The organism is uncultured Brachyspira sp., assembly GCF_944390845.1.
Taxonomy (GTDB): Bacteria; Spirochaetota; Brachyspiria; order Brachyspirales; family Brachyspiraceae; genus Brachyspira; species Brachyspira pulli.
In genome coordinates this window covers 21,822-35,545 of sequence record NZ_CALXRM010000031.1, presented here as the reverse complement: position 1 = coordinate 35,545, position 13,724 = coordinate 21,822, and the positions used below count along the sequence as shown (strand labels likewise).

Annotated in this window: 13 protein-coding genes and 1 pseudogene; 11 read left to right on the top strand and 3 right to left on the bottom strand. The window is 26.2% G+C overall.

Features of this window, described 5'->3' with window-relative positions:
* The 9 genes and pseudogenes from Q0K52_RS07860 to hprK all read left to right on the top strand — a co-directional run.
* Window positions 1–436, top strand: a pseudogene (locus Q0K52_RS07860) (hypothetical protein); the annotation flags it as partial.
* Between the two features lie 549 nt (window positions 437–985).
* Window positions 986–1,723, top strand: a complete 738-nt coding sequence (locus tag Q0K52_RS07855) for a uracil-DNA glycosylase (RefSeq protein WP_297298230.1) — start codon at window positions 986–988, stop codon at window positions 1,721–1,723.
* Between the two features lie 36 nt (window positions 1,724–1,759).
* Entirely contained in the window at window positions 1,760–2,560 is an 801-nt protein-coding gene (locus Q0K52_RS07850; RefSeq protein WP_297298228.1) for an ankyrin repeat domain-containing protein, read from the top strand.
* A gap of 67 nt (window positions 2,561–2,627) precedes the next feature.
* Window positions 2,628–3,464, top strand: coding sequence for a hypothetical protein (locus Q0K52_RS07845; RefSeq protein WP_297298226.1), 837 nt, complete (start codon window positions 2,628–2,630; stop codon window positions 3,462–3,464).
* Between the two features lie 64 nt (window positions 3,465–3,528).
* Entirely contained in the window at window positions 3,529–6,813 is a 3,285-nt protein-coding gene (locus tag Q0K52_RS07840; protein ID WP_297298224.1) for a DUF4132 domain-containing protein, read from the top strand.
* Complete coding sequence (gene rpoN, locus Q0K52_RS07835) at window positions 6,806–8,119, top strand: RNA polymerase factor sigma-54 (RefSeq protein WP_297298222.1); 1,314 nt, start codon at window positions 6,806–6,808, stop codon at window positions 8,117–8,119. The genes Q0K52_RS07840 and rpoN overlap by 8 nt, the downstream gene beginning before the upstream one ends.
* Window positions 8,120–8,135: 16 nt before the next feature.
* A complete protein-coding gene (raiA, locus tag Q0K52_RS07830; protein ID WP_297298220.1) occupies window positions 8,136–8,909 on the top strand; it encodes a ribosome-associated translation inhibitor RaiA in 774 nt (257 codons plus the stop codon).
* Between the two features lie 47 nt (window positions 8,910–8,956).
* Complete coding sequence (locus Q0K52_RS07825) at window positions 8,957–9,421, top strand: PTS sugar transporter subunit IIA (protein ID WP_297298218.1); 465 nt, start codon at window positions 8,957–8,959, stop codon at window positions 9,419–9,421.
* Window positions 9,421–10,392, top strand: a complete 972-nt coding sequence (hprK, locus tag Q0K52_RS07820; RefSeq protein WP_297298216.1) for an HPr(Ser) kinase/phosphatase — start codon at window positions 9,421–9,423, stop codon at window positions 10,390–10,392. Before Q0K52_RS07825 ends, hprK begins: the two co-directional genes overlap by 1 nt.
* A gap of 40 nt (window positions 10,393–10,432) precedes the next feature.
* On the opposite strand, the gene Q0K52_RS07815 is transcribed toward hprK, so the two are convergent.
* The gene (locus tag Q0K52_RS07815; protein ID WP_297298214.1) at window positions 10,433–10,825 is read right to left on the bottom strand and encodes a septation ring formation regulator EzrA; all 393 of its coding nucleotides are present in this window, start codon (window positions 10,823–10,825) and stop codon (window positions 10,433–10,435) included.
* Window positions 10,826–10,828: 3 nt separating this feature from the next.
* The gene (gene rsmH / locus Q0K52_RS07810) at window positions 10,829–11,752 is read right to left on the bottom strand and encodes a 16S rRNA (cytosine(1402)-N(4))-methyltransferase RsmH (RefSeq protein WP_367270984.1); all 924 of its coding nucleotides are present in this window, start codon (window positions 11,750–11,752) and stop codon (window positions 10,829–10,831) included.
* 146 nt (window positions 11,753–11,898) lie between these two features.
* On the opposite strand from rsmH, the gene Q0K52_RS07805 reads away from it, so the two are divergent.
* Window positions 11,899–12,429 carry an HdeD family acid-resistance protein gene (locus Q0K52_RS07805; protein ID WP_297298210.1) on the top strand — a complete coding sequence of 177 codons (531 nt, stop codon included), beginning with the start codon at window positions 11,899–11,901 and terminating at the stop codon, window positions 12,427–12,429.
* Between the two features lie 76 nt (window positions 12,430–12,505).
* Window positions 12,506–12,718, top strand: coding sequence for a (2Fe-2S)-binding protein (locus tag Q0K52_RS07800; RefSeq protein ID WP_297298208.1), 213 nt, complete (start codon window positions 12,506–12,508; stop codon window positions 12,716–12,718).
* Window positions 12,719–12,801: 83 nt separating this feature from the next.
* On the opposite strand, the gene Q0K52_RS07795 is transcribed toward Q0K52_RS07800, so the two are convergent.
* Window positions 12,802–13,719, bottom strand: a complete 918-nt coding sequence (locus Q0K52_RS07795; RefSeq protein WP_297298205.1) for a transketolase family protein — start codon at window positions 13,717–13,719, stop codon at window positions 12,802–12,804.
* Window positions 13,720–13,724 lie beyond the last annotated feature (5 nt).

Here is a 13,724-nt window from a genome sequence, read left to right as displayed (position 1 = left end):
TAATAATAAAATTTTAACAGATCATTGTCAATTACATTTTGTTGAGCTTCCTAAATTCAATTTAAAAAATATTTCTGAAATAGAAAGTTTAGATAATATACATAAAGAATTCATTTCTTGGGTTAAATTTTTTAAGGGGGAAGATATGTCTATTTTAATGAAAGAAAATACTATATTTGAAGAAGTTGAAAAGAAATGCCGTACTTTTGTAAATAGTACTCCTGTAATGGATAAATATAAAAAACGCGAAGTAGATACATATTTCTTTGATAAAAGTCTAGAATTAGATTTAAAAAAAGCTAAAGAAGAAGGAATAGAACAAGGTGAAAAAAATAAAGCAATATCTATGGCCAAAAATATGATAGCTAGAAATATGGACATAAATCTCATCAGTGAATTAACAGGCTTAAGTATACAAGAAATAGAAAAACTATAAAAATCTAGTAAATTTATTCGATAGACTACAAAATTAAACAAGTTTTTTATATATAAAAACTCTTTAGTATATACCTAAACAATTATATTTTGTCAAAATAATTTTTTTAATTTAAAATATTTTCAGGGCTTTGCCCCGAACCCCAGTTCTTTTACGACCGAAGGAAGTACTGTAAGTATTGGTATAAAAGAACCTATATCCTCGACAGGCTCGGATACGCTTCGCGAAGAACTGCATTTTTAACCTAAAATCAGGGTATTATACCATATTTGATACATATTCTTAAAATATAAAGTTCTAGCAATTGCGTTTTTCGCGTAGCGTATTCGAAGGATAAAAACTTTGACGAAGTCCGCAGAGCGTGTGCGGCAAAAAAGTTTATAACTCTATATAAAGTGCATCGGTTGACAAAGTTAAAAATTTTTAGTATATATCCATAATAATCAGTTTATAAATTACATAACAAATAAATAAAAAAATTTTTAATAAATTTAATTTTATTATATAATCTTATACATGTTTTAAAAATAACATTTAGGATTTATTAATATGAACAAAATAGAAAAATATTTTTTACAGCAAAACCAAATAAAATTTTCAAGTATAGTTTGCAGTTCACATAATAAAAAAATAATATTAAAAAATCCAAAAAAACTAGAATCCAAAAAAGATAATAAGGATATAAATAAAATGAAAGAAATACATAATGAAGAATTAAAAAAAATATATAGTGAAGTTGAAAAATGTATGAAATGCGAGGCTTTATGTAACAGCAGATTAAATGTAGTATTCGGCAGAGGAGATGAAGAACCTGATATAGTATTTGTTGGAGAGGCACCTGGAGCTGACGAGGATAAACAAGGACTTCCATTTGTAGGCAGAGGCGGAAAACTTCTTGATAAATGGATTGAACAGCTTGGCATAAATAATAAAAAATACTATATAATGAATGCTTTGAAATGCAGACCTCCTGAAAATAGAGATCCTTTACCTGAAGAAAAATCAAATTGTAGAGATTATTTTGTAACTCAATTAAAAATACTTAATCCTAAAATAATATGTGCATTAGGACGTCATGGTTTTGGTAATTTAATAGATTTTGATTTGAAAACACCTTTCGGAAAAGCTAGAAATAAAGTGCATTACTACAATAATAATGGAAAAGATGTGCCAGTAATAGCAACTTATCACCCTGCTTATATTTTAAGGAATCAAAAAGAAGAACAAAAGGTAATTGATGATTTGAATTTCATGTTAAGTGAATTAGAAAAAATTAATAATGTTTAATTAATAAAATAATTACAATCAATTTAAGGACAGCACTTGAAAAAATACTTTATTTTAATATTAATACTATGTAATTTTCTATTTCCTAACTCATTCGATAATGTAGTTAATGCTCAATACAATAGTTATGAAAGAATAGAAAATTCAAATATACCTCAAAAACCAAGCATATTTGATTTTATTACTCATGATAATAAATTAACATATATAATAGAAAATATTAATAGATATTTAGAAAATAATGGTGATATCAATGCCACAAACAGAGAAGGCAATACCCTATTAATGAAAGCTGTATCAATAGGTTATTATGATTTGGCTGATTATTTAATAGAGAAAAATGCTGATATAAGTATTACCAATAGTAAAGGAGAAAATGCTCTTATACTTTCAGCCAATTACCCATATATATTAAATCTTCTTATAAACAATAAAGCAGATATCAATGCAGTTGATAATAATGGAAAAACAGCACTTCATTATGCTTGCGAAGGAGGAGATTTATATTCAGTAAAACTTCTTATAAAAAGCGGTGCTGATATAAATAAAAGAGACATTTTAGGCAAAACTATGTTAATGTATGCTGTTGAAAATGAAAATTTCGATTTGATAAAATATCTAGTAGAAGATTTAAAAGTTGATATAAATGAAAAAGACGATTGGGGACAAAATGCCATATTTTATGCCACTAAAATAGAAATAGCCAGATATCTAATTTATAATGACATAAACTATAAAGAAGCTAACTCTATAGGTCTTCGTGCTTATGAAGTTATGAAATATAATGGATATATAAATGTATCTACATATTTGCAAAAATTAGAAAAAAGAAGATAATAGTATAAAAATACCTTTAAGTATTTTTTTTATAAACCGAGAATATTTACAGCATATTGGAGTTTATATGAATATTAAGGTTATTTTACTATTTGTTACTATAAATATGTTGCTTTTCGCTCAATATACATCAATAACTAATAATAACATATTAGTTAATACTGGTGAAGGAAGAGTTGATTATACTACATATACAATATATGCTGACGCTACAGCAGATTATTTGACAGATACACGCTTGCATCCTGAAGCATTGTTAATATTACAGCAGCAAGCAGAAGAAGAAACTATAAAAACACTATATGATACTTTAGGAAATATTCCAATAAATAGTGAAGATACTATCTATAGTATAATAGAAGAAAATAGAGTGTTGAAAGAAAAAGTTGTAAGTTCTATCAATAATGCCAGATTAGTCGGTATATCTTATCCTACAAGAACAAGCGTAAAAGTTCTTATGGCTTTAGACATAACTACAAATAATTTAATGTATGATTTAGTAAATAATATCAACGAATATAAACCAGAACCTGTAATAACATATTTTGATACAGGTACTGATTATGATAGTCTTGTAATAGATGCTAGAAATATAGGATTTACTCCATCATTATTCCCTACAGTATATGATGAAGATGGTAACGAAATATACAATATAGCATACATAAATAAAACTGTTGCAGCTACTAATGGATATATTACCTACTCTACAAATTCTTATCTAACAAATGGAAATATCACCAATATAATAGGTGAAAAACCATATAATATAGTGGCTTGGAGAGCAAGAGGCAGACTTTCAAGTGATTTAGTAATAGGAAATGAAGATGCTAGTATCATTATGAGCAGTACAAATCTTAAAAATGCTATAAAAAATTGCAAAGTAGTATTGATTATTGATTAATTTTTTATTCATTTTTTTCTAAAATATGGTATAGTATCTCATATATATATTTTAAGGCTATACTATGAGCATCGACAAAAGTTATATAGATGATATTTTTAAAAAACACCCATATATAGATGATATAAAAAAATATGTCTTTGGTGAAACTGATACAATAGAATTCGACTCTAAAAATATTGTATATTCTATATCAAATAATCATAGCATATATTCACAATTACTTGAATTATATGAGATGGATAAGAATAATGAAGCTTTAATTAGATTATTTAAAGTTATATCAATGCATGATATAGAAAATATATATATTTTTGAGATATTAGTAATAAATATAATATCAGGATTAACTGTAAAAGAAGCTCTATTAAAGTGTATATCCTTAGAAAAAATTAATGATTGGAATAGAGAATATAAAAGACATTCATACAGTATAAATCCTATTTCAAATGAAGTAATAAATGCTAAAATGCACATATTGATATATTATCATTATGCTAAAAAGTATTTTCCTGAAGAAACTGAAAATTATATGGCATCTGTATGCAATTCAACTATATATGAAATCACTTCAGAGTATGGAGAAAATATTTTAATTGCTTTAATGGCGTTCTCTATAAAAATATACAATAATGATTACAGTAAAATAGATACTTTATTAGAATATTCTTATAAAGTTGATTATGTAGATAGTATGCTTTCTTTATTTGCTATAATAGACAGAGATGAAAAAATTCAAAAAAGATTTATTGAATTATTAGAAAATAATTTAATTCTTTCAAATAAAGATTTGCTTGTAAATTTTGCTTATATGATAAGATTATTCTTCCTTACAAGAAAAAATTTAAGTCATAAATTCCAAAACTTGAATTTTAATGAATTCTTGTCATATTTACATGATTTTAATATACCTAAATGTTTTATAATATTAATAAAATATTTAGATTATAATGTATTAGTAAATTCAAATAAATTTTTTTACGGAATAAAAGAATTATATCAAAATAATAAAGAATCATTCTATAGGCTTTCAAATATATTAAAATCTGTTGAAATACCTTATGTTATAGAAATGAAAGTTGTATTAACATGTGTACTTCTTTATAATAAAGATGAAAATGCTGATATTAGCATACTTGATAATAGCATAGATTATTTTATAGAAAATTTGAAAAATGGCTTGGAAAAAATATACAATAAAAAATCAGAAAATATATTTGAATTATTAGAAGGTATAGATAAATATGATATATCTATAAATATGACTAATGACGTTATATTTACAACTAAAATAATGGTATTAATGTATGATTACAATGAAAAAGCAAGAAAAGTTATAAGAGCTTTATTAAATTCATTGCCATACAATTTAGTAATACCTTTAATGATAAAAGACAGAAAAGAATTCTATAATACTAGATTAAAAGAAATACTAGAATATTTAGAGGGATACGGATTAGATTTAAAAGATTTAATCATAACCTATATATACACCTACCCTATATATATTTTTAGTCAGCAGTATATGTTAAAACTCATTAACAAAAATGCAGATATAATATTAGAGATGTTCCATGACAAACAATTTTTAAAAGCTGTTTCTCATAAAAGCTATGCTCTTATAGACTTTTTAGAACTTTTATACAAAAAAGACAAAGCAGCATTAACTAATTATTCTGCACTTTGTTATGTACTTCATTTAAAAAATAAAGAATTATTAGATGCAGTTTTAAATATAATAGAAAAAGATGAATACAATTCAAGACATTATATAGAAAGCAGTATACATGCTTATAGAAAAGATGTTCAATTCCGTTTAAAACATATAATAAAGAAATGGAATTACAACAGAAAAGGATTTAAATTTAATTCAATAGAAGAAGTTAATCAATATATAGATGATTATTATGATGATGATTATGAACATTTAATAGATTTCATAGATGATTCTTTAATATCGAATGTTGTATTAAGAAAAGACAAAAAAACAAAAGTTCCAGTAAAAGTTATCAAATATATATTATTAGAGTATATGCTTCTTGATGAGCCTTGTAGAATAAAAGATATAGATAAAATAGTTGATTTATTTGATATGAATTCATTAAGAGAGACACTTGAAAATGTATATAAATATTGGATAGATAACGGAAATGATGAAAAGCAAAAAAATATTATATTGCCTTATTGTATTTATGCTGACTATAATCAAATAGTAAACTTATATGATAAAATAGAATATTGGCATGATAATTTCCAATCATCTTTGGCATCATATATAATACCTGCTATAGCTATGAATGGTGAAAAATTTGCTTTGATGATAATAAATAATATTATTTATATGTCAAAAAACAAAAAGCTAAAAAATGCAGCTATGGAATCATTCAAAAAGGCTTCTGAATGTTTGAATATACCTGTTGATAATTTATTTGATAAAGTACTTCCTAGCTTAGGATTTAATATAGAAAGAAATAAAACTATACGCTATGGAAAACAAAGCTTTACACTTCAATTATTAAGTGATTCTTATTTAGAAATAATAGATAATACCAACCATAAAATATTAAAAGAATTGCCTGATGCTATAGAAGGCGATGATGAAATACGTGTTGCTGATGCTAAAAAAGATTTAATTAATATTCGTAATTCTTTAGATGCAATAATTAATTATCAAAAAGAAAAACTAAAAAAAGTTATGTTTAACGGCAGAAAATGGAATTATGAAACATTTTTTGAAGTATTTGTTGAAAACCCTATTATGCAATATTTTACTTTTGCATTTATATGGGGTGTATATGATGAATATGGTAATTTAATAGACTGTTTCAGATATATGGAAGATGGTTCTTTAAGTTCTATAGAAGAAGATTTATATGAGCTTCCTCAAAAGATAACATATTATATTTCATTATATCACCCGGCTGACAGTGATGAAGAATACTATCAGACTTGGAAAAAACAAATAGAATTGTATGAAATAATGCAGCCTATAGAACAAATAAAATTAGGAAGAAATATTATACAAGAAAGCGATATAGAAAATAATGCAATAATATCTTTCAAAGGCAAAAAAATATCATTAAAATATATGGATAAATTATCAAAAGAATTAGATATTAAAGCAGAATATTTTAATGAATATGCAAGCTATTATTTATTAGATGATATATTAAATATAGCATGTGAAATTAATTGTGTTCTTAATGAAGAAGATTTAGTAATAGATAATATAAAATTCTATGAACTTGGAGAGCATAACAAATTTGGAAATTTATTATCTCCTCTTGATATAGCACCTAGGTTTATAAGTACAATGATTTATTATTTATCTCTAGGATTCTATGATTAATAATACATCTTTATCAGCGAATACATCTTTAAGAACTGCTATAAAAAATGATTTAAGGCTGAATTATCAAACTAGAATTTGGCTTGATGTTATATCCGCCCCTGCTGTTGAATTAAAAGAAAAAATAGAAAAAGCAATGGAAGATAATCCATTTCTGGAATATGATTTTAAATCTTCTTATCCAAAATCTTCTTCATCATCAGCGGATATTAATTCTATAATAGAAAATACAGCGGACAGCGGAAAAGAAAGTTTATTTTCTCATTTAAAAAGCCAAATAGAAATAACTTTTGACAATAAAAAAGAAATAGAATTAGCACAGCAGATATGCAGTTTCATAAATCAAGACGGATACCTTACAATAAGCAATGATGAAATATCTAATATACTAAATGTATCTATATCAGAAGTTGAAAAAATAGTATCTATAATAAAAACATTTGATCCTTATGGAGTAGCAGCTAAAAATATTAACGAATGCCTCGCCATACAATTACGCATAAAGAAAAAAGAAAGTACAGAAAAAAATTTAAGTATATATGATATAGCGATAAATATTGTAGAGCATTACTTAGATAAATTATCAAAAAAAGACTATGATTATATAGCTTCAAATATCGGCGTAGAAAAAGATACTATTATTAAAGCATTAAAATTAATACAAACATTAGAACCCTACCCCGCTAGAGAATATGATACATCTGCTGTAAAATATATAGTTCCGGAATTATTTATTTTAAAAGAAAATGGAATTTGGCTTGTAAAAACAGATGAAACTTTTATCTCCCCCTTGAAAATTAGCAAAAAATATATTAAACTATTAGATAGAGAAAAAAGTAAAGATAGCATAAACTTTTTGAAAGAAAAAAAGAAAGAAGCTGAAAGCCTTATTAATGCTACTAATGAAAGGAAAAAAACTTTATTAAAGATAGGCGAAGCTTTGCTTAAGTTTCAGATAGATTTCTTTGAATATGGAAAAGAGTTTATAAAGCCGCTAACTTTGAAAGATATGTCATTAGAAGTTGATTTAAGCGAATCAACAATAAGCAGAATAGCTAACGGCAAATATCTTAACACGGTTTGGGGTACTTTTTCTATAAAATATTTTTTCTCTAGGGCCATTAGTGGCGGGCTTGGTTCTAGAAGTGTTAAAGAAATTATAAAAAGAATTATAGAAAACTCTCCAACAAAGCTAAGTGATGAGAAAATTAGATTAATACTAAAAAGTGAAGGCATTGAAATATCAAGAAGAACAATAGCCAAATACAGAAATAGTATGAATATTTTTTCATCAAGAAACAGATAAAATAAAAGGAGATTTTATGCATCAAAATATCATTGGAAAGAATGTAAGAATTACTAAAAATGTTAGACAACATATAGCAAATAAGATGCAAAATATCAAAATTCATGCTGACAGAATAATAGACGCCAATATTATATGTGACTATATGCATGGGGAGTATACGGTACAAGGAACTATTGCCTTTGGTAAAAAAGTATTCCATGACAAAGAAAAAGAAAAAGATTTATATGTAGCAATAGATGCTATGTTTCAAAAAATAGAAAGAGAAATAAGAAAATCCAAAGAAAGAAATATTGATAGAAGTCAAAGAGCTGTAGTAGATAAAAGCGTACAGACAGACGATGAAGATGATGCTTATTCTATTACTTCTGTTGGTATATATGAAAAACCTTTAGATGAATTAGATGCAGTACTTCATTTTAATGCTGATAAAAGACCTTATATGGCTTATTTACCTATAAAACAAGGCGATGATTTATACAGCATTAAAATAGGAAAATTCCCTGTATTCCTATTTAAAGGCGATGACAATAAAGTATTAGAAATATATCATAATGAAGAATACTGGAACATGGACGAAGTTAGTGTAACACCTGACAATAATATTGATGCTAGTAAGAGTGAAAATTACCTTATTAAAGAATACAATGTCAGCGAAGCTGTTAACTACTTAACTGATAATCCAGATAAAAAATTTGTTGTTTATATGAGCAGTATAACAGAACAAGCAGAAGCTTTATACAAAGAATCCGATAATTCTTTTGTATTAATAAGAATGTTTGATATTTAATTAAAAAAATTTAACTAAGATAATAACCATTTTGGAGGAAATAATATATGAATTTGATAGATTACATTAATAAAGAATCTATAATGATAGATGTACAGGAGACGGATAAAGAACATCTCCTCTCCAAAATGGTTGAAAGGTTAGATAGCTGCGGTTTGCTCATAAATAAAGAAGAGGCTGAGCATGCAATTATAGCCAGAGAACAATTAATGAGTACTGGAGTTGGTAACGGTATTGCAATACCTCATGCTAAAACAGATGCTGTAAAAAGTATAGTTCTTAGTGTTGCTACTATCAAAAATGGTATTAATTACAAATCTGTTGATAAGAAAAAAGTATTTGCTGTATTTATGCTGCTTGCTCCTAAAAACTCTGCTAGTGAAAATCTAAAGGTTTTAACTGCTATAGCTAAAATACTTAGAGACAATCCGCATTTCTTAGAAAAGCTTATAAATGCTGAAAAACCTGATGAAATAATGGAACTTATTGCTAAAGAGGAAATGAAAATATAATGCCAAAATTAAAGGTTAGTGAATTCTTAGAACTTAATGAAAAAAGAAATAATTATTTAAAAATTAGACGTTTAACCGGCTTAGCTGGTATGGAAAATGAAATATTTAGTCTAGATATAAATAGACCTGGTATGGCATTATTCAAATATTTTAAAGATTTTGCATTTGAAAGAATTCAAATATTCGGTAAGGGTGAAGCTAATTATGTACTTACTCTTAACGAAGAAAATAAAACTGATATATTTGAAGAATTATTAAGTTATAAAATTCCAATATGTATCTTCACATATAATATAACGCCTCCAGAATCATTTATTGAAATTGCTAAAAAAAATAATATTTGTATTATTATTAGTGAATTAAAGACATGTGACCTTATAACTGGAATAGAAGCATTAGCAGAAGAAAAATTCCTTGAATCCTTCACTATTCATGGCGGATTTGTAGAAGTTTTCGGTGTAGGAATTCTTATTTTAGGTAAAAGTGGCGTTGGTAAAAGTGAGGCTACATTAGAACTCATTTCTAAGGGTCATAGACTAATAGCTGATGATATTGTTGCATTTACTAAATTAAGAGACGGAAGAATAATAGGTACAAAGAACGAATATACCGGACATTTTATGGAAGTTAGAGGTATAGGAGTTGTAAATATAGAAAGACTTTCTGGTATGAGTGCCATTAGAAATAGAAAAAAATTAGATTTGATTATAGAACTAGAACATTGGAAAGATGATGAGCAATATGAAAGAACTGGTCTATATGATAAAACTTATAGTATTTTAAATACAGAAGTACCATACTTAAAAATACCTGTTCGTTCCGGAAGAAATATATGTATTTTAATAGAAACCGCTGCTAAAAATCTACGCCTAAAAGAAGAAATGGGATACAATAGTGCTAAAGAATTTGATAAGGCTTTAATAGCACAAATTGAGAAAAAAAGAATGTCGCAGCAGATTAACAATATCTAAAAAATATATTCCGATTTTAATTAATTATATTTAATAATTATTATTTTGATGTATCTTGATTATTTTCTTTAACATCATTATTTAATTCTTTATTATCTGATTCTATTTTTAAATATAAGATATCGTTATTATCACCTGTTACAGATGTAAATCCATTGATAATAGCCATTTCTATAAATCTATTTGGAGATGAATATTCTGCTTCTTCGGCACTTAATACTTTAACTTCTTTCTCTAAAGTTTCTATTTCTCTGTCTAATCTTGACATTTCTTTAAGTATTTCATTAGCCTTAACATTTCTTGCGAAAGTAAATATACTAATAATAATTACAAATAAAATTATAACAATAAATATAGATCCAAGAGAATAAGTTTTTTTATCATCTGATGTAATATCTCTATCTATTTGAGTTCTATTTTGCACTTTAGACATATATTATTCTCCATCATTAGCATTTTTAATAAACTGTGCCACTCTCATTTTAGCACTTCTGCTTGCAGGGTTAGAATTTATTTCTTCATTTGTCGGAGTTATCACTTTATTATTTAGAAGTTTAAATATGCCGTCTTTATTCTTAGTTTTCTCATTTTCCTTAAAAAACTTCTTAACTATTCTATCTTCTAAAGAATGATAGCTCATTACAACCACTACCCCATTATCATTTAATATCTTTGGTATATTTAGTATAGATTTTTCTAATATATTAAGCTCATCATTAATTTCTATTCTTATAGCCTGAAAAACCAAAGTTGCAGGGTGAATTTTTCCGTATCTTTGTGATTTATCTGTATTATGAAATATTATATTTTCCAAGTCTTTAGATGTTTCTATTTTTCTTTTATTTCTTTCTTTAATTATAATTTTAGCTATTTTTCTGGCATTATTAATTTCGCCATACTCTCTGAATATTCTTTCCAATTCTTCTTCACTATATCCATTAATAACATCGTATGCACTTTTATCATTAATGCCAAGTCTCATATCAAGCATTACATTTTCTTTGAATGAAAAACCTCTTTCGGCTTTTTTAAAATGGAATAATGAAACGCCTAAATCATATAACATAAAATCAACATTTCCTATTACTGCTTCATCAAGTTCTTCCAGCATTTTATCATAAGTATTATTATAGTAATGAAATTTCTCATATCCTGACAATCTTTTTTTAGCTATTTCAAGTATATTAGAATCTCTTTCAAAACTATGTACTTCAATATTTAAATCAAGCATAGCCTTTGTATGACCGCCCTCACCTAATGTCGCATCAACAGCTATTTTTGAATTTTCTGGTATAAAACTTAAAACCTCTTTAAGCATAACGGGTGTATGCACTATTTCTAATTCTTCATTGTTATCCATCATAAATATTATCGGAAATTATACTATAAAAATGATTATCATAATAAAATAAAAATTCACTTAAAATTATAATTTGATATTGCTTTTTTTAAAACATTAATTATCATTGATTTTATAGCAAAATTTTATAAAAAAGGAATTACATTATGGGAAAATTAGGAAGAGTTTTGTGGTTGATTTTTGGTATATTATTAATATTATCTGGCATAGCTACATTGTTTAATCCGATAGAAACTGTATTAATGTTAGCTTATATAATAGGATTTTTAACTATATTCTCAGGAATAAGTGCTATATTCTATTTCTTTAGCTTAAGAGATAAATCAGGTTCAACATTAATTCTATTAGATGGTATAGTATCAACAATATGTGGTATTATAATAATATCTCATTTACAAATAAGCGGAGCATTTATACCTTATATGGTTGCTTCCTTTGTAATAGTAAGAGGTGTTGTTGCTATATCTTCTTCTATAGAATTAAAGAAATTGGGCTACAGTCAATGGGGACTTTCAATATTAAGCGGAATACTTACTTTGATTGCAGGCATTATTTTAACATTCAATCCTATACTTGGTGCTGTTTATGTTAGTGTTGTTCTTGGATTATGTTTAATATTATATGGTATAATAACATTACAATTATGGTTTGCTTTTGGTAAATTCTTTAAAATATAAAATAATTGTAATGTATTGATTTTATTCTCCATTCTGTTAAAATAACAATGCATTATTAATAATTTTGGAGATTTTTATGTTTGAAAAAACTGCAAAGAGTACTTTATGCTTTTGTAAAAATATAAAATATGGGGAAGTTATAAAAGCTATTAAAGAAAAAGATTTAAAAACACTTGAAGAAGTTATGCATTGTACAAAAGCTGGTATTACCTGTTGGAGCTGCAGAGGCGATATAAAAGACTTATTAGAAGAATACAATAAAACAGGTAAAATAACTAGTATTGAATAATTATTAAAAATCCAAAAATCAATAAAAAAGGAATGATATGTTTTAATATCATTCCTTTTTTATACTTTTATAAAAATCAATTATTATTTTATAGCTTCATAAAGAGCTTTAGAAGTAAGTCCGTATTTATTCATAAGCTCATCTACTGTACCAGATTCTCCAAAAGTATCTTTTATACCAAGTCTTATTAATTGAGAAGGATATTCATCAGTTAAAACTTCTGATATAGCAGAACCAAGTCCGCCTATAATAGAATGTTCTTCAATACTAATAAGCTTTTTATGTTTTTTAGCCATATCAACAACAACTTCTCTGTCTATAGGTTTAATAGTATGAACATTAACAACAGTAACAGATATACCGTCTTTTTCAGCCATTTCTGCAGCATCTAAAGCCTCTGCCACTAATATTCCAGTAGCAAATACACATACATCTTTACCTTCTCTTAAAACATTAGCTTTACCAATTGTAAAAGGAGTATCCTCTTTTGTAATGATATTTGTAGCAGGTCTAGCCATTCTTAAATAACAAGGGCCGTCAAATTCAGCAGCTGCAAATACTGCTTTTTCTGCTTCAACAGCATCACAAGGAACTATTACTGTCATATTTGGTATAGAACGCATAATAGATATATCTTCAATACTTTGATGGCTTGCACCGTCTTCACCTACTGATATACCAGCATGTGTTACAGCCACTTTTACATTAAGTTTAGGATAACAAATAGAGTTTCTTATAATTTCAAAAGCTCTTCCTGCTCCAAACATAGCAAAAGTAGAAGCAAAAGGTATTTTACCAGCTATAGCAAGTCCAGCAGCAGCACCCATCATATCTTGTTCAGCTATTCCCATATTAAAAAATCTCTCAGGGAAAGCAGATTTAAAAGTTTTTGTCATAGTAGAACCTGATAAGTCAGCATCTAAAACAACAACATTTTTATTTATTTCACCAAGGCGTTTCAAAGCCTCACCATAAGCATTTCTTATTGCCTTTTTTTCCATAAGTT

Bases quoted from the DNA above. Each gene is read 5' to 3' on its own strand.
- Q0K52_RS07840 (WP_297298224.1), top strand. From the start codon at position 3,529: ATGAGCATCGACAAAAGTTATATAGATGATATTTTTAAAAAACACCCA.
- rpoN (WP_297298222.1), top strand. From the start codon at position 6,806: ATGATTAATAATACATCTTTATCAGCGAATACATCTTTAAGAACTGCT.
- Q0K52_RS07800 (WP_297298208.1), top strand. From the start codon at position 12,506: ATGTTTGAAAAAACTGCAAAGAGTACTTTATGCTTTTGTAAAAATATA.
- Q0K52_RS07805 (WP_297298210.1), top strand. From the start codon at position 11,899: ATGGGAAAATTAGGAAGAGTTTTGTGGTTGATTTTTGGTATATTATTA.
- Q0K52_RS07845 (WP_297298226.1), top strand. From the start codon at position 2,628: ATGAATATTAAGGTTATTTTACTATTTGTTACTATAAATATGTTGCTT.
- rsmH (WP_367270984.1), bottom strand. From the start codon at position 11,752: ATGGATAACAATGAAGAATTAGAAATAGTGCATACACCCGTTATGCTT.
- Q0K52_RS07795 (WP_297298205.1), bottom strand. From the start codon at position 13,719: ATGGAAAAAAAGGCAATAAGAAATGCTTATGGTGAGGCTTTGAAACGC.
- Q0K52_RS07825 (WP_297298218.1), top strand. From the start codon at position 8,957: ATGAATTTGATAGATTACATTAATAAAGAATCTATAATGATAGATGTA.
- Q0K52_RS07855 (WP_297298230.1), top strand. From the start codon at position 986: ATGAACAAAATAGAAAAATATTTTTTACAGCAAAACCAAATAAAATTT.
- Q0K52_RS07815 (WP_297298214.1), bottom strand. From the start codon at position 10,825: ATGTCTAAAGTGCAAAATAGAACTCAAATAGATAGAGATATTACATCA.
- raiA (WP_297298220.1), top strand. From the start codon at position 8,136: ATGCATCAAAATATCATTGGAAAGAATGTAAGAATTACTAAAAATGTT.
- hprK (WP_297298216.1), top strand. From the start codon at position 9,421: ATGCCAAAATTAAAGGTTAGTGAATTCTTAGAACTTAATGAAAAAAGA.